16 protein-coding genes and 1 pseudogene are annotated in these 16,694 nt (G+C 61.9%); 12 read left to right on the top strand and 5 right to left on the bottom strand.

Annotated elements, in window-relative coordinates:
- Window position 1: 1 nt before the first annotated feature.
- Window positions 2–721 (bottom strand): DUF7117 family protein, encoded by a 720-nt coding sequence (locus C437_RS16235; protein ID WP_004518084.1) that lies wholly within the window; start codon window positions 719–721, stop codon window positions 2–4.
- Between the two features lie 59 nt (window positions 722–780).
- Between C437_RS16235 and C437_RS20710 the strand changes: the two genes are divergently transcribed.
- Together C437_RS20710 and C437_RS16230 are read left to right on the top strand one after the other, a co-directional pair.
- Window positions 781–927: a hypothetical protein gene (locus C437_RS20710; RefSeq protein WP_004518083.1), complete on the top strand. Its 147-nt coding sequence runs from the start codon at window positions 781–783 to the stop codon at window positions 925–927.
- 708 nt (window positions 928–1,635) lie between these two features.
- On the top strand, window positions 1,636–1,911 hold the full coding sequence (locus C437_RS16230; RefSeq protein WP_004518082.1) for a PadR family transcriptional regulator: 276 nt from the start codon (window positions 1,636–1,638) through the stop codon (window positions 1,909–1,911).
- 82 nt (window positions 1,912–1,993) lie between these two features.
- On the opposite strand, the pseudogene C437_RS16225 reads toward C437_RS16230, so the two are convergent.
- A pseudogene (locus tag C437_RS16225) lies at window positions 1,994–3,690 on the bottom strand (PAS domain S-box protein).
- Window positions 3,691–4,065: 375 nt separating this feature from the next.
- Complete coding sequence (locus C437_RS16220) at window positions 4,066–4,392, bottom strand: hypothetical protein (protein ID WP_004518080.1); 327 nt, start codon at window positions 4,390–4,392, stop codon at window positions 4,066–4,068.
- Window positions 4,393–4,550: 158 nt separating this feature from the next.
- Here C437_RS16220 and C437_RS16215 point away from each other — a divergent pair, with 158 nt between their 5' ends.
- From C437_RS16215 to C437_RS16205, 3 genes are all read left to right on the top strand, one after another.
- A complete protein-coding gene (locus C437_RS16215) occupies window positions 4,551–6,413 on the top strand; it encodes a sensor histidine kinase (protein WP_004518079.1) in 1,863 nt (620 codons plus the stop codon).
- Between the two features lie 110 nt (window positions 6,414–6,523).
- Window positions 6,524–7,459, top strand: a complete 936-nt coding sequence (locus C437_RS16210; protein WP_004518078.1) for an HhH-GPD family protein — start codon at window positions 6,524–6,526, stop codon at window positions 7,457–7,459.
- 46 nt (window positions 7,460–7,505) lie between these two features.
- Window positions 7,506–8,513: a sodium:calcium antiporter gene (locus tag C437_RS16205; RefSeq protein WP_004518077.1), complete on the top strand. Its 1,008-nt coding sequence runs from the start codon at window positions 7,506–7,508 to the stop codon at window positions 8,511–8,513.
- A 72-nt stretch (window positions 8,514–8,585) separates the two neighbouring features.
- On the opposite strand, the gene C437_RS16200 is transcribed toward C437_RS16205, so the two are convergent.
- Window positions 8,586–9,128 carry a GNAT family N-acetyltransferase gene (locus tag C437_RS16200; RefSeq protein ID WP_004518076.1) on the bottom strand — a complete coding sequence of 181 codons (543 nt, stop codon included), beginning with the start codon at window positions 9,126–9,128 and terminating at the stop codon, window positions 8,586–8,588.
- Between the two features lie 248 nt (window positions 9,129–9,376).
- Between C437_RS16200 and glmS the strand changes: the two genes are divergently transcribed.
- The 7 genes from glmS to C437_RS16170 all read left to right on the top strand — a co-directional run bounded on the left by glmS (window position 9,377) and on the right by C437_RS16170 (window position 14,659).
- Entirely contained in the window at window positions 9,377–9,823 is a 447-nt protein-coding gene (gene glmS, locus C437_RS16195; protein WP_004518075.1) for a methylaspartate mutase subunit S, read from the top strand.
- A 125-nt stretch (window positions 9,824–9,948) separates the two neighbouring features.
- Entirely contained in the window at window positions 9,949–10,119 is a 171-nt protein-coding gene (locus tag C437_RS20705; RefSeq protein ID WP_004518074.1) for a hypothetical protein, read from the top strand.
- Window positions 10,120–10,228: 109 nt separating this feature from the next.
- Entirely contained in the window at window positions 10,229–10,807 is a 579-nt protein-coding gene (locus C437_RS16190) for an NADPH-dependent FMN reductase (protein WP_004518073.1), read from the top strand.
- A 152-nt stretch (window positions 10,808–10,959) separates the two neighbouring features.
- Window positions 10,960–11,607, top strand: a complete 648-nt coding sequence (locus tag C437_RS16185; protein ID WP_004518072.1) for a YIP1 family protein — start codon at window positions 10,960–10,962, stop codon at window positions 11,605–11,607.
- A gap of 26 nt (window positions 11,608–11,633) precedes the next feature.
- Entirely contained in the window at window positions 11,634–11,897 is a 264-nt protein-coding gene (locus tag C437_RS16180) for a hypothetical protein (RefSeq protein ID WP_004518071.1), read from the top strand.
- Window positions 11,898–11,961: 64 nt separating this feature from the next.
- On the top strand, window positions 11,962–14,130 hold the full coding sequence (locus tag C437_RS16175; protein WP_004518070.1) for a DHH family phosphoesterase: 2,169 nt from the start codon (window positions 11,962–11,964) through the stop codon (window positions 14,128–14,130).
- A gap of 40 nt (window positions 14,131–14,170) precedes the next feature.
- Complete coding sequence (locus tag C437_RS16170; RefSeq protein ID WP_004518069.1) at window positions 14,171–14,659, top strand: cupin domain-containing protein; 489 nt, start codon at window positions 14,171–14,173, stop codon at window positions 14,657–14,659.
- Between the two features lie 3 nt (window positions 14,660–14,662).
- On the opposite strand, the gene C437_RS16165 is transcribed toward C437_RS16170, so the two are convergent.
- Window positions 14,663–16,555 (bottom strand): methyl-accepting chemotaxis protein, encoded by a 1,893-nt coding sequence (locus tag C437_RS16165; RefSeq protein ID WP_079992067.1) that lies wholly within the window; start codon window positions 16,553–16,555, stop codon window positions 14,663–14,665.
- Window positions 16,556–16,694 lie beyond the last annotated feature (139 nt).

Below are 16,694 nucleotides of genomic sequence, written 5' to 3'. Positions count from 1 at the left end.
GTCAGACGGTGTCGTCCTCGATACCAGCGAGCCAGTTTTCGGCTCTGACGAAGGCACTCTCGTCGCCGGTGATGTACGACCCCAGATCCCGTGTTGCGTGGACGAGACGGTTCGCGTCAGCGGGGTCGACATCGCCGTCCAGCGCCTCGATTCGTTTCCGATGGTCGCGGATGCGTCCCGAGAGTTGTCGAGCGGTCGGTTCCGGGTCGGTGTCCAGATACGTCCGTACGTCCCGCTGATAGCTGTCGACGGCGGCCGCCATCGCCAGACCGTACGGGACCCGCAGTTCCGATGGGACCTCCTCGACAGCCGGGCGGTCGCCGTCGTCCGCCCCGCCGAGCAGTTCATAGAAGTACCGCTCAGCCGGGTCGGCACTGCGTAGCTCCCGAGAGAGGTGTGCACCGACGTGCTGGAGTTCGACTGCGGCGACGAACGTCGGGTCGAGCGAGCGAAGTTCGCCCGCATCGATGAACCCCCGCTTTCGCGTGTACTCCCGGCACCGCTCTGCAGCAGCGTCAGCGATGTCCCGGGTCGAATCCGCGTCGATTCGGCTCCGGACCGGCGTCAGGTCGAGCGTAGCCGGTGCGTCGGTATGCTCGGTGTGCTCGTCGATGCCGACACTGTGGATGCTGCCGCAGTCCGGACAGGCAATACTCCCCGTCTCGTAGTACCGCCATCGCGTGCCACAGTCCTGGCACTCGCGCTCCCCGCGGACTTTCATACGTGATGGTGAGAGGGCAGCCCTCAAGATTGTTCCGTGAGGGCTGTCTACGTCAACGCATGCGCTCGGAAGACGAAATTCGCGAGCAGTACGAGTTCCTTGTTGAGCAGCTAGACGACGAGGAGATGAACCACGAGCGGGTCCGGATGATGTTCACCCACTACAAGCGAGCTCTTGGATGGGTGCTTGAGGAGGAACATATCTAAATTAGTACAGCTTACATCCACATATACTTCGATAACTAACACCTGCTGGACGGGGCCGGTACTTTTAAGTTATTCTGCCCCATTCGACCAAGTGACGCTTCGCTTGGAGGGCCGAAGCGTCAGCGGGGACCAATTCAGGGCGGCAAGCGGTCGCGTTTTTCGCGACCGCTTTCCACTTACTTCGCTGCTAACGACCTAATACGAGCGGTATCTGTATATCTGCAAAGTGACTGCTCCACGATACAATGCGCTCGGTAGCCAGTTCTGTGCCCGCCGCGTCCCCGAGCCACGACAGTTCGGCTTCGATGCTGCCCGTGTGACGCCGACCTCGACGCCATGCGCGACTTTCATTGCAAACTCTACCGACAACAGTGCCCCGGCGTGGCTTCCCTGCGCTACTGTGGTCTGCTTTTTCTGTCAGCGGCCGGTCGTTGTTCCGCGAGATGCCACGGTACCCTTGCGACTGAATCCTTCTTCGCCTGCAGCCAAGCGTGTGTCTGCCAACTATATCCTACAGTGACAAATAATACTGTTGCCATCAGTTTCCGAAGAATGATGATGTACTGACTGTATTTACCGTATGGACAAAACGATGACTGAGGGCCTAAATACAGAAAATTCGATACCTAGACCTACTGAAATCATACCAAGTTCTCTGGGCCGATATATTTAACAGTATAGATACTAAATCATTACATAGGAGAATCGATGCACGACTTGACAGGATTCCAGCGAGACCTTCTCTACGTGATCGCTGGCAGGGAGGAGCCCCACGGCTTAGCTATCAAGGAGGAGCTCGAAGCGTACTACGAGAAGGAGATCCATCACGGTCGTCTGTACCCCAACCTCGATACCCTGGTCGATAAAGGACTGGTCGAGAAGGGGCAGCGAGACCGCCGGACCAACTTCTATACGCTTACGCGCCGCGGCCGTCGCGAAATCGATGCCCGCCGTGAGTGGGAAGACCAGTACGTCGACCTATAAGGAGGTCGTACCGCCGCTCGTGCTGAGACCGCCGTTTCGCCGGTAATGGTGGGTCCGTAATCAGTGGCAACAGCAGGTGATTCTAGGTCGTCTCAGTCTGGTTCACCATCGGTGACTCGTGGCACTCGACCACGAACCTGGCGCCGCCGCTCTCGGCCTCAGTGACCGAGATTTCCCAGCCGTGGGCCTGCACGATGTCTTTAACGATCGCGAGGCCGAACCCTGTCCCCTCCGTGTTTGTCGTGTATCCCTGTTCGAACACGGCGTCGCGCTCCTGGCTGGGGATGCCCGTGCCGGTGTCTTCGACATAGAAGCCGACACCGTCGGGTAAGGACCCGACTTCGACGGTCAGGTCGGTCGACTCGTTGTGTTCGACGCTGTTCCGGAACAGGTTTTCGAAAATATTCCGGAGCCGATTACGGTCACCGTCGAGTTGGAGTGTCGTTTCCACGACGAGGGTCGCCCCGCCAGTCTCGACGCTCTGCCAGGCATCGTAAGCAACCATTTCGAGATTAACCGTGTCGGTTTCAGTGACCGTTTCACCTGAGCGAGCCAGCGTGAGCGAGTCGTCGATAATCGATTCCATACGCTCGAGTTGCTCCTGAATCGCACCGATGGATGCGTCGTGGCTAGCGATATCCCGCTCAAGCAGACTGAGACGTCCGCTTGCGACGTTCAGCGGGTTCCGGAGGTCGTGCGCAACGATGCTCGCAAACTGGTCAAGCCGTTCGTTCTGCCGTTCCAGTCTCTGCTTCCGTTGTAGCTGCTCGGTCACGTCCCGGGAGTTGAGGACGATGCCCTCGACGAACGGGTCGGCAAGTAGATTTGTCGCGCGCGCTTCGATGAAACGCCAGTTGCCAGCTGCGTCGCGGAATCGCACGACGTACGTGCCGGAGTAGCCGTAATCGTCGACGTACTTGGCCAAATCTTCGGCAACATTCCGTCTATCATCGGGATGGATGTATTCGACGACGTTCTCGCCGACCAGCTCGGTCGGCTCGTAGCCGAGTATCTTCTCGACTGGCTGGCTGACGTACGTGAACTCCCCGACCTCGTCCAGTATAGTTACCATGTCCGAAGACCGCTCGATGAGTCGCTGAAACCGCTCTTCCGCGATACGGCGCTCAGTCACGTCACGGTAAATGAGCAGTTTTCCGATCACTGAGCCAGTTTGGTCGGTGAGTGTCGAACGGTTGATGTCGAAGTACCGGGGCCCGCTGTCGGACTCGATGACGACATCGGCGTCGGCACTGGCGTTGCTGTCTGGTAGCGAGTCGTAGGACGGCATGACTTCCGTCACAGACCGGCCGAGCGCTGTCCCTTCATCATCGAGGAGGGCTGCGCCAGTCTCGTTTACATCGACAAGCCGCTCGTCTTTATCGACGACGAAGACGGGGTCAGACATCTCCTCAACTCGTGTGACTGTGCGGTCACGACAAACCCCAAAATGACGACTGCCGGAGCGAGCAGTAGCGCCCAGCGTCGGCGGGTGAGGAATGATTCCCGGCCGCTGTATGTCAGCCCGAACCAGAACTGCGTTGGCCCGAGTCCGAGCAACCCGAGGTATTTCACAAGGAGGCCGGTCCGGTACGTCGACAGTGTCGTGCTTGCCGCCAGAACGCCGTTACCGAGCGAATACACCGCTACACGGACCATTATCGCGGCGAGCGGGACCGCTCCGCGGACTCCCCTCCGGCGAATCGCGATGCCAGCGATCCCTAGGTTTATCGCGAATGCGATGAGGAGAACCCACGTCGGTATGCCTGGCGCTAATCCCACATTGAGAGATTTATCTAGAGTTATTTTATAACTTCTCTCTGCTATCAAAGTTGAATAAGATCATTAAAAATAATACATGTTGCATCTGAATGTGCTTCTTTACCCTCTAAGACTCGTAAAGAAGGACTGACAAATCGGCAACCGCTGTTTCGCTTATTGATACTTACCGGAGAGAGCACCGGAAGCCGACAGTAGTCTGTGTCGGCTACAGTGAGTAGTGCGTGTGTCTTAACCCCGGTTATCGGCGGGACACATTACCTGTTTCATGCGGCGTCGGCTACCCCGAGACTGAACCGGGCCTTCGCCGTACGCGTCACGTTTTCTACTCGGAGTCTCCCCCAGCACGGCAACAGTGCTGGCGCTGGGGCTCTTGATCTAAAACTGGTAGCGCCGGTCGTCCTTGTCCTGTTGCTGGGGGAAGTCGTTTCCGGTCATCTGGTCGAAGGTCATCCCCGAGAGGTACTCGTCGTACGTGCAGTCGAAACTCGACCGGAGGTGGAAATCCAGCGTTCCGCGGTCGACGGTCGACTGAAACAGCATGTGAACTGCGCGCCTGATGAGTTCGTCCGGGTCGTCCGGGTCGAGTGCGACTGACAGCATCGCGAGCTCGTTGCGCGTCTCACGGTCGATGGACAGCTCGAACTCGTCGTCGAACTCGCCGTACGCCGCTTCGATATCATCCTGCAGATCTTCGAGACTCATACGAAAAGGGACGGTGAGCGCGAGGAAACCCCTTACGACTCGTCTGGGACCGTTCTCTCGAAACGCAGACCACATCGATTATAACATATGATAAATTATATCATGGGTTGAACATAACGATTGGTAGCGGTCGACTACCGAAGGATTCAGATTGGATAATGACAGGCGGTGGGGACGAGATAGCCGGGTCCAGCCAGCGCGACGGGTTGCGGGAGCGACTTCAGACAGTCCTCCCGAGCATGTACACGCGCAACTACGCGGTGAAGTTCGCCGTCGCGCTGGCGGTAATCGTCATCGTACTCGCAGCCGTCGGCTTCGGGAGCTACCTGCAGATACAGAACCGGGTCGTCAGCGACGCGACGACAGACCTCGAAACGTCGGCCACGCATCGTGCCGACAGTATCGAGCAGTGGCGGGCGACCACCGAGGCGGAGGCTACCACTATCGCAGCCGCGGGGGTGTACGACACTGGCACGTCCGCAGATATCAGACAGTACCTCACCACAATAGCCACGGCAGAGTCGTCACAGACTCGTTCGCTCCACTACGTCTCCACCGTTGGCGACTCGCAGTTAATCGTTGCTAGCACTGGGACGGACACAGAAGGCCGGACACCGTGGGCGGTCGAACCCGCCTGGAAGTCCCCCGTACTGGCGACGATGAACGATACTAGTTCCCAGACAGTAGTACAATCGACGGCATATGCGGACGGTGACGGCCACTCAATGGCGTTCGTGGCTCCCACCTCTGATGGCGACGGCGCACTCGTCCTGGTTGCCCGGGTCCCAACCGAGCAGTTTGGCGACGGGCACAGCGGATTTGAGACGAAACTACTCACCGAGGACGGTGACCCCCTTATCGACGGCCAGGACGGGTCCGCGCCTCTCAGTCAGGACGGCCTCCGGGCCGCAACAGCGGGCCGAACGACGACTATCGAAACCGGGTCCCATGTCACAACGTACGCGCCCGTCAACGGCACGTCGTGGGTGGTCGTGACGAGCGCCGAGCGCGAGTCGCTGTACGGGACCGGCCGACTCGTCCGCCTGGGATTTCTCGCTGTCATCGGGACGGCAGTCGTCCTGCTGGGCGTCGCGGGGTATCTCTTCGGACGGCATACGGTTCGACCCCTAGTACGGCTCCGTGACCGAACGCAGGCGATGAAAGCGGGTGACCTCAGCGTCGACATCTCGACCGCTCGGCAGGACGAAATCGGGCGGCTGTACGACGCCTTCGGGAACATGCGGGACACACTCCGGAGTCAGATCCGACAGGCCCAGGCGGCTCGTGAGGAGGCCGAGCGGTCGAGCCGCGAACTCGAACGCCAGAACGAGCGGCTGGACGAGTTCGCGTCGACACTGAGCCACGACCTCCGTAACCCGCTTACCGTCGCTCGGGGACACGTAGAACTGCTTGCGACGCGGCTGTCGGATCCGGAGGCGGATTCGGACGACCTCCAGTCCCACATCGAGAAACTCGAAGACGCACACGACCGTATCGAGTCGATAATCGACGACGTGTTGACGCTGACGAGAAAGGGCGCAAGCGTCGAGGAGACGGCCCCGGTACCGCTTGCGGCTGTCGTTACCGATGCGTGGGACAACATCGACAACAAAAGCGCCAGCATCGAAGTCACGGGCAGTCGGACCATCGACGCCGACCGGACGCGACTCCTGCGCGCCTTCGAGAACCTGTTTCGCAACGCTATCGACCATGTCGGCCCGGAAGTGACTGTCACGGTCGGACTGACGGAACACGGGTTCTATGTGGCCGATAACGGGCCGGGGATTCCGACCGACGCAGTCGACAATATCTTCGAGTACGGTCACACGACGAGCGAGGACGGAACCGGGCTCGGCCTCTCTATCGTCAAGACCATCGCGGAGGCCCACGGCTGGCGGCTGTACATCGATACGACCTACCCCGACGGCGCGATGTTCGTGTTCGCCGACGTGTTCAGCGAGGACGAGCCAGACTGGTATGGAACCGAGTTCGAGTGGGGACGCCCCGAAGCCGACGACTGAGACTATCGGCTGTACCTATTGTGAGATGGTCGCGATGCTTTCCAGACGCAGTTGTTCGGACGAGCGACAACGACCGCCACGCACAAATCAGGACAGCGCCAAGCGGAGGTATGACCGACCAGTCGACAGCGACGGACCGGCCGGGAGGCGTGCCAGCGGACCCGTCGGCTGTCCAGGACGCGCTCGTGGCGTGGTACGAGGCGGACCACCGCTCGTACCCGTGGCGGGAGACGACAGACCCCTACGAAATTCTCGTTTCCGAGGTGATGAGTCAGCAGACCCAACTGGACCGCGTCGTCGATGCCTGGGAGGACTTCTTGGACCGCTGGCCGACTACAGCGGCGCTGGCAGCGGCCGACCGGTCTGCCGTGGTGGGTTTCTGGACCAATCATTCGCTGGGATACAACAACCGGGCGAAATACCTCCACGAGGCCGCTGGCCAGATCATCGAGGACTACGGCGGCGAGTGGCCCCGTGACCCGGACGGCCTCAGCGACCTGATGGGCGTCGGCCCCTACACCGCCAACGCTGTCGCTTCCTTCGCGTTCAACAACGGGAACGCTGTCGTCGATACGAACGTCAAGCGCGTCCTGTATCGGGCATTCGACGTCCCAGACGACGACGCGGCGTTTGCAGAAGCCGCCAGCACGCTCATGCCAGCGGGACAGTCGCGGGTCTGGAACAACGCCATCATGGAACTGGGCGGTGTCGCCTGCGAGAAGACGCCAGATTGTGACGGCGCGCAGTGCCCCTGGCGCGAGTGGTGTTCGGCCTATGAGACGGGCGATTTCACTGCGCCGGATGTTCCGACACAGCCCGAGTTCGAGGGGAGCCGCCGACAGATGCGCGGCCGCGCCATTTCGGCGCTCAAGGAGTACGAGGAACTGCAACTGGACAAGCTGGGGCCGCGTGTGCGCGTTGACTACGCCCCTCACGGAGAGTACGGCCGCGAGTGGCTCCGTGGCCTACTAGACGACCTCGTCGACGACGGTCTGGTCGAAGTCGAAGAAACAGGCGACGACCTCGTTGCACGCCTCAAGCGCTGACCGCGAGTGGAATATATCTTGAACCCCTGCGGCTAATACGTTCACAATGGTTGGCTTGCTCGGCTCGGTCGTCCTCATTGTCGTCGCCACCGCCGTCATCTGGAAGGGGAGCGCGTACTTCGAGCGGGCCGCGGAACGACTGAGTCGGTACTACGGCCTACCGGTGGCGGTCCACGGAGCCATCGTCGTCGCTGTCGGGTCGAGCTTTCCCGAGATAAGCTCGGTCGTCATCAGTACCGTCGTCCACGACGAGTTCTCGCTGGGCGTCGGTGCCATCGTCGGGAGCGCGATCTTCAATCTGCTCGTGATTCCGGCCCTCGCGGCGATATCGAGCGAGGAACTCCGTTCCACGCGCGACATCATTCACAAGGACGCCCAGTTCTACGTCATCAGCGTCCTCATTCTCTTTATCGTGTTCGCGCTCGGAGCGACCTACGTTCCGGGCGGAACGAATCAGGCGGCCATCCTGACACCCACGCTTGCCATCGTCCCGCTCGTGACATACGGCATCTACGTCTTCCTGCACCAGCAGGACGCGAGCGAGCACGTCGCGGACGAGGCCCGAAGCGTCCGTCCGGGCCGGGAATGGGGGATGCTCGGGGTCGGGCTGGTTATCATCACTCTCGGCGTCGAGGCGATGGTTCAGGGCGCACTTTCCCTCGGTGTCATCTTCGAGACGCCGACGTTCCTCTGGGGGCTGACAGTCATCGCCGCCGGCACGAGCCTTCCGGACGCCTTTGTCAGCGTTCGGGCGGCGAAAAACGACGACAGCGTCACGAGCCTGACGAACGTCCTTGGAAGCAACACGTTCAATCTTCTGGTGGCGATTCCGGTCGGTGTTCTGCTGGCCGGGCGGGCGACCATCGACTTCCGGGTTGCGATTCCGACGATGGGGTTTCTGGGCTTTGCGACGCTCGTGTTCATCGTGTTCACACGGACAGACCTCAAACTCACTGACCGCGAAGCGTACACGCTGCTCGGCCTGTACGTGGTGTTCGTCTGTTGGATGGCCCTGGAGTCCGTCGGCCTCATCGAGACGGTCCGTGGTATCTGAGCGGGAACCCCATCGCTTCCGCGGCTGAGGTGCGGTTCCCCGACACGGTAGTGGCCCCACGGCCACGCTGGACTACCCGTCGTCGCCGCCACTGGGCGATAGCTCGCGGGCGTATACCGCCTCATCGTACGGGTCGCCGCCGATGGTGAGCGTGCGCGTCTCGACCCGCTCGAAGCCGAGGTTCTCGAAGAACTCCCGGCTCCGGTCGTTCGAGGCTAGATCGAGCGCGCGGAACTGCTCGACATCGTGTTCTTGGAATCTCGATTCGAGCCGGTCGTACAGCGCCGTCCCGACGCCCTCACCGTGGTGGTCCGGGTGGACGTACAGCCGCAGCATCGTCCCCATGGTGTGCATGGTGATGCCCTGCGTGAACCCGACAACGTTCCCGTCCTGCTCTGCGACCAGCAGCATCGTCTCTATATCGTCGAGGTCGTTGGCGGGGACGCCACCGGCCCACCCGTGGAGCGCGCTACCCAGCGGGTCGGCGTACCAGTCGGATATCGTCTCGTCGATAACATCTGCATCCAGCGAGTCGTAGGCATCGTGCCACGCCGCCCGTGCGACCCGGCGGATGCCGTCAGCGTCGGCGTCGAAGGCTCGGCGAATGGTCGTCATGTGTCTCCAAACGCTTGACAGACAGATTGCTCCGAGCGGGTGTCACACTGGGTAAACTGACGCGATAGACGGCACAGTCCCAGTGGCTCGCCCGAGCGTTGAGGCGTGTCCTGTACCATAGATGCTGTATCTATCGGTTCGTTTGTGCTATCATGGCTAATATCCTCCCCTCCGCGTGTGAACTACTCCCACTATCCATCATGGTTTATCATTAGGTTTATGTAGTTGACACCCATTGATTGTCTTGTATGAGGACAGTCATCCTCGGTGTCATCGGCTCCGACGCGCACGTCGTTGGGATTACTATTCTGGAACGAGCGTTCGAAGCGGCAGGGTTCAACGTAGTCAACCTCGGCGTCCAGTCGTCCCAGTCGGAGTTCATCGACGCCGCGGATGAACACGACGCCGAGGCGATACTCGTCTCGTCGCTGTACGGCCACGCCGAGCAGGACTGTCAGGGCTTCCAGGAGCAAATCAACGAGGCCGGACTGGACGTGACGACGTACATCGGCGGCAATCTTGCTGTCGGACAGGATTCCTTCGAAGAGACGCGCGAGACGTTCAAGGCGCTCGGTTTTGACCGGGTCTTCGATTCGGAGACCGACCCGGAGGAGGCCATCGAGGCGCTGAAAGCCGACCTCGGCCACCGCTCCCGCGAGGAGGCCTCGTCCGAGAAGATCCAGCTCGGTTCCTGACTACGGCCTGATTTTTAGCCGCTAGCGCCAGCGTACTGTGCGTAATCCGGACCACTCTCAGCCACTGCCACCGTTGACCACGCCCAGCCCGAGGTGCTTTCCCACCGGGGTACGTATGATCCGTAATGTCACACATGACAGCTGAGCTGAGTGACGGCACCGAAATCAAGAACATCCACGACGTGGTCGAAGGGTCGAACGGCGTCCACCTGAAGAAGGAAGTCGGTAGCGGCGGACTGGAGCGGGTCGCGTACATCCCGTATCCGAACCTCCTCTACGTGTACCACGACAACTGACGTCGGCCAGAGCGGCCTCCGTGATCGTGACAAACTGACAGCGGGAACGAGACCAGTGACGACCTCGTTTCCCCCCATCGATATACCGGGCCCACTCGATAGACCAGCCATGACCGAACCACACGTTGTCGGCGTCGTGGGCAGTCTCAGAGACCAGAGCTACACCAGAGTTGCCATCGAGCGCGCGCTCGCCGCTGCCGAAGAGATGGGAGCGACGACGGAGCTGCTTGACCTCCGGGAGGTCGACCTGCCGGTGTTCGATGCCGACCACCGCGAGGTCGGCGACGCCGTCGAATTCGCCGATAGAATTCACGCGGCTGATTCGATTCTGCTGGGGACGCCGGTGTATCACGGGTCGTACTCCGGTGCGCTGAAGAACGCACTCGACTACTGTGGCTTCGACGAGTTCGAACACAAGACCGTGGGGCTGCTTGCGGTCGCCGGTGGAGGCTTTCCGATCACCGCGCTCGAACACCTCCGCTCGGTCTGCCGGGCGCTGAACTGCTGGGTCATCCCGCATCAGGCCGCGATCCCGAACGCGCGCAACTACGTCGCTGACGGCCGGATAACGGACGCCGACATCGAAGACCGCGTGACGACGCTCGGTGAGGAAGCAGTGCAGTACGCGAACATCGAGCCAGACCCGGCGTGTTTCGAGAGTACGGAAAACGCCGGGGCAGACGATTAGCCGCGAAGACCGTTGTACGTGTCAGAGCCGTAAGCGTCTGGTTCGAAGGAGCAGACGAGTAACCCCGAGGACCGCCGTATATCTCCAGAAAACGGTGCGTTGCTGACCGGGAGAAGGAAACGGTCAAACCGTCCCGCGCCTAAGTTTCCGGCGTGACTCAGTGGGTCGAGAATCCGACCGGTGGCCGGGACCGGGGGCCGACCGCGCTAGTGCGCGCGTGGGTCGAGATACTGCGCCGCCCGCGGCGCTTTTTCCGCACCGGGGTCGCACCGGGCGACCAGGCACCGGGGCTGGTGTTCGCCGCGACAGTAGTCCTCTTCGAAGAGGTGAGCCGGTACGCCGTTGTCAAGCTGGCCCAGCGGGGGTTCCTGTCAACGGGGCCGTTTGATTACCCCGCCATCGGTGGCTTCTCGCCCGGCGTTGCGGTGCTGGCCCTGTTTGCCATCCTCGTGTTCGTCACGCCGGCGACGGTGCATCTGACAGCGGCGCTGCAGACCCTGCTGTTGCTTCCCCTCGGACTGCTCCCCGTCGCGTCGGACCGCGGCGGCGTCAGTGAGACGGTGCAGGTGATGTGCTACGCGATGGCCCCCTGCCTGCTGGCTGGCCTGCCCAGCGCCGAGCTCCGGGTGCTCGTCACTGCCTGGGGCGCGGCGCTGTACCTGCTCGGGACGGCCGTCGTCCACAACGTCCGGCTCCCGGTGGCTGCAATCGTCGGGGCCATCCCCGCCGCTATTATCTTCGGCTACGGCTTCCGCGGCTTCCAGGCGCTCTCGATGCTGGCCGCGGAGTATGGGTTTTAGGGGCCGCCCGCGTGCGTTCTCTTACGATGCTCAGTATCGACATCGACCAGTTCATGCTGGAACTCAAGGACGGCGCGTTCAAGAGCGTCGGCCCGTCGAACAAGGAAGCGACCATCAAGATGTACGACGTTGAGGGGGTCGACGTTCGCGAGTACGGCGACAAGCGCGTGAAGATTGCCTTCGAAGACGAACAGGGGAGTGAAATCGAGGTCGCTCTGTTCCCGGAGCAGGCAAAAGCCGTTGCGTCAGGGCTAGAGCTGCTCGAAGAGGAGAGCGACCTGTTCGATTAGCGGTCCCGTTTAGTTCGTCCGTAATTCGACAACCGTTTTAGGCCCGACATGCTTGCACCGTGTAATGGGTTCGTGTATCATCTGCGGCAAATCTGTCGAAGGACGCATCTGTGACCTCCACGAGGAGGACGCCCTGTTCGAGTTCCGTGGCTCGCGTGCCGACCAGCTATCGGTCGACCGCTACTACCGCGGCAGTGTCGACGGCTTCGCCGAGTTCGGCGTGTTCGTCGACATCGGCGACAGCGTAACGGGGCTGCTCCACCGGAGCGAACTGGACCAGCGGCTCGATTCCCTCGACTGGGAACCGGGCGACGCCGTCTACGTCCAGGTCAAAAACGTCCGGGACAACGGCAACGTCGACCTCGGCTGGTCCATCCGCCAGTCCGAGCGCGAGTTCCGCGGGGTCCTCGTCGACGACCCGGAAATCGGGCACTCCGTCCTGCTTGAGAACGAAGACAACGAAGACGACGAAGAGGACGACGAAGTCGAGCCCGAATCGACAGCCGACGAGTCGACAAGCCAGAGTGACGACGAATCGAGTACGGACGACGACTCCACTGCAAGCCAGTCTGAATCCGAGAGTACCGCAAGCGCCGGTGCTGTCAGCCGGGCCAGTGACGCCGACCGCGTCGAAGGCACTGCGGCCGTCGGTGGCAACGACAGCGGGTCAAGCGCCGCCGCAGTCACCGACTCCGACGACACCGAAGAGGCCGACGAGAGCCAGGCCGAGACGGTCGCTGCGGCCATCGGCGACCTCGACGACCATGTCGGCGCGGATGTTCGATTGGAAGGCGAGGTCGTCGGTATCCGACAGACCTCCGGGCCGACAGTGTTCGAACTGCAGGACGAGACCGGCACCGTCGACTGTGCGGCCTTCGTCGAAGCGGGCGTCCGCGCGTACCCCGAGGTCGAGGAAGACGACTACGTCCGACTGGAAGGCGAAGTCCGCGAGCGTCGCGGCGAACTGCAGGTCGAGACCGAAGCACTCGACGTACTCGAAGCCGAGGAGCGCGAAGCGGTCGAACAGCGACTCGCTGACGCCCTCGACGACGAGGCCCGACCTGACACGGTCGAACCGCTTGCTGACGACACGGCGGTTGCGGCCCTCTCCGAGGACCTGGTCGAAGCGGCGACACAGATTCGGAAGGCCGTCCTGACGGACCGGCCGGTCATCGTCCGCCACGCTAACACTGCGGACGGCTACCTCGCCGGCAGCGCGCTCGAACGAGCGGCACTCCCGCTGGTCACCGAGCAGCACCGTCGCGCCGACGCGAAGTACCACTACTTCGACCGTCGCCCAATCGAGGGCGGCGTCTACGACATGGACGACGCGACGAAGGACACAACGACGATGCTCGACAACCGGGAGCGCCACGAGGAGAAGCTCCCGCTGTTCGTCTTCGTCGCCGCTGGCGGGACGCGTGAGAGCCTTGACGGCTTCGACCTGCTGAACGTCTACGGCGCACCGAGCGTCGTCATCGACGACATCGACGTCGACGGCGCGGTCGTCGACACTGTCGACGCCGTCGTCTCGCCGTCGGCTGACTCCGTTTCCGAGACCACGTCGACGGCGCTTGCAGCCAACGTCGCCGCACACGTCAACGAGGACGTTCGCGACGACCTGCAACATCTTCCGGCCGTGAGCTTCTGGGAGGACATCCCCGAGCCATACGTCGACGCCGCCAGCGAGGCCGGCTACGACGAGACAGCGGTGTCGGAGCTCCGCGAGGCCGTCGCGCTCGAAGCCCACTACCAGTCCTACGAGGACAAGCGCGAACTCATCACCGACCTCGTGTTCGGTGACGACGAAGAGGACGTGGGTGGCCTGGCCGGCCACATCGCCGAGCAGTTCCGCGAGAAGGTCGACGAAGAGGTGTCGACTGCCCGAGCCAACCTCGACCATCGGACTGTCGACGACGTTGACATTGCCGTCCTCGACACGGATGCCTTCACCCACCAGTACGAGTTCCCGCCGGAGTCGCTCCTGCTCGATGAACTCCACCGGGACGTCCGCGACGAGAGCGACGCCGTGCTCGGCATCTCGACGGACACGATGTACGTCCGCGCCAACGGCGACCTGGACCTGCACGAACTGGTGAGCGAAGTCAGCGAGCGCGTGCCGGAAGGTGGCGTCGCGACCCGGAGCGTCCGCGAGGGCACCATCCGCTATCTGGCCGGCGAGCGCCCGGCCGTCCTTGAAGCCACGCTCGACGTGCTGGCCGACGAACTGTAACGCAGGAGACTTTTTCTACTCGCCGGCTGTCCACACGGCCATGAGCGACGGCCCCGTCAACGAAGCCGACCTCGACTGGACCGACCACGACCACGGCGACCGGACGTTCAAGCGCAAGCAACTGGGCGACGCCGCCGGTGGCGAGCAACTCGGCGCGAGCCTCTATGCCGTCCCGCCGGGCAAGCGGCTCTGGGTGCGCCACTATCACGAAGGCAACGAGGAAGCGATATTCGTTCAGGCCGGGACCGGCACGCTCTGGCTCGGACCTGATGCTGACGAGCACGCGCTCGAACAGGGCGACTACGTCGCACTCCCGGCCGGCGAGGAGAGCGCCCACGAGATCGAAGCCGGCGAGTCTGAGCTCCGGCTGCTGATGGTCTCGACGATGGCGGAGCCGGACATCACCGTCTACCCCGACCGGGAGATGGTCGGGCTGTACGCCGGGTCGCCACCGGGCGGCGAGAAAGCGGACCGGACGCTGTCGACGTATCTCGATAGAAACGCTGAAAAAGAGTACTGGGACGAGTGAACCTTAGCGGCTGCCGACGTCGAACTCCGAGAGCATCGTCTGGAGTCGCTCGGACTGCTCGGCGAGCGATTCGATGCTGGCGCTGACCTGCGACATGGATGCGGCCTGTTCCTGTGCCGTCGCGGAGGCGGTTTCGGTCTCCGCAGCGGTCGACTCGCTGATGTCCACGGCCTCCTCGACCATCGACACTGCCTCCTCGGTCGACGCGGCCTGATCGTCGGTCGTATCGCTGATTTCCTGAATTCCGTTGTCTGTCGCCTCAGCGTTCTCGGCGACGCGGGTGAACGTGTCGACGACCTGCTCGACGGCTTCGGTACTCTCTTGCATATCCTCCTTGGCTCCTCGTGCCTCCGTCACTGTGGTCTCGGTCTGTGCCTGTGTTTCCGCAATGAGCTGTTCGATTTTGGTTGCCGAGGCCTGCGTCTCCTCGGCCAGCTGTTTGACCTCGTCTGCGACGACGGCGAACCCGTCGCCGTCTGACCCATTTCCGGCCCGCGCGGCCTCGATGTTGGCGTTCAGGGCCAGCATATTCGTCTGCTCGGCGATGTCGCCGATGAGCTCGACAATCTCGCCGATTTCAGCCATCTTCTCGTCCAGCCGCTCCACGTTTTCGACGGTCGAATCGATGGCCGTCTGGACCTCTCTGGAACCCTCGATGGCTTCCTGTGCGGTCTCCTCGCCGGCGTCCGCGATCTCGGCCGTCTCGCGGGACCGTTCGGCGACGGTTTCGGCAGAGGCGGCGACCTCCTCGACGGTCGCCGACAGGTCGGTCATCTCGCTGGAGACGGTTTCGAGCATCTCACGCTGGTCGACCGCCCCGCTGGCGATACCCTGAATTGACTCGCTCATGTCCTCGCTGGCCCCGGTCGCCTCGTTCGCACCGGCCGTGACCTGGTCGCTCGTCGTCGCAACCTCTTCGGAGAACGTCTGTATCTCCTCCATCGCCGACGCTGTCTCGTCTATCATCCTGTTGAACGACTCGGCAATCTGTTCCATCGCTTCGTTGTCGGCCACGTCAGGGTCGACGCGAACCGTCAGGTCACCGTCGGCGGCGGCCGCCATCGCTTCGCTGAATCTGCTAGCTGTCTCCTGGAGTTCCGTGTTTTGCTGCTCGGCGGCCTGCATTTTTGCCTCCGCCTCTTCGCGGGCCTCCTTTGCCTCGGCGCGTTTCCGCTCTATCTCCTCCTGTTTGGCCTGAAGGTCGTCAATTTCCGAGGCTCGTTGTTCAGCTTGCTCAAAACGCTCTCGTGATTTCTCGCGTGATCGCTCAGTCGACACCCAGTTGTTCACAAGGGCGACACACAGCATCAGGACGAACCCACCGTGGATGAGCCCCCACACCCACGGGTTGTTAATCGCAGCCGTGTGATTGTAGACACGACTTGGGTCAATTGTTCCGAAGTAGCCGTGGGTGAGAACCACGTATGCCAGTCCCCACAAGAACGGGACCCAGTCCTCGTACACGGCGACCATTGCCATCCCGACGAAGAAATGGAAGTGGGCCTCGATATAGCCGCCCGAGAACTGAACGAGAGCGAGTGACGACACGAACACGCCCGTGACCGAGAGAATCGTCCTGACGCGTCGTCTGAACCGAGCGATGAGGCTCCCTGCCGACAGGGCGAACACAACTCCACAGAGCAGGAGGACCCGAGGCAACGCGGTCGCGGGGATCTGGGCTTCAGCTATCGGAGTCGACCCGGTGTAGACCCCGAGCCCGAACAGAAACGGGATATGCAGCAACGTCACAAGCACCACACTCCGGTGTCGGTTACGCCACTGTTTATCCGGGATTGTCGACCCGTCCGGGATATAGGATACGAAGCTTTCTAGCCGCTCGACTGGGCCTGGATTGCGGTCCGTTGACTGCCCAATATCTCCCGTTGGCTGTGCCATATGTACGCATGGTACGGATACCGCAAATTAACCCTTTCGCGCAGATTATCATTCCCTGAATTGCCGAATCGGCATGGAACATATATACTAAAGCAGCTTGTTGCTGCGCCTGAAACCGGGGCTATCTGCCGTTTACGCT

The sequence above is a fragment of the Haloarcula vallismortis ATCC 29715 genome, from assembly GCF_000337775.1.
GTDB classification, from domain to species: Archaea; Halobacteriota; Halobacteria; order Halobacteriales; family Haloarculaceae; genus Haloarcula; species Haloarcula vallismortis.
The sequence above is the reverse complement of the archived record's forward strand: the minus strand, read 5'-3'. Positions and strand labels throughout refer to the sequence as shown.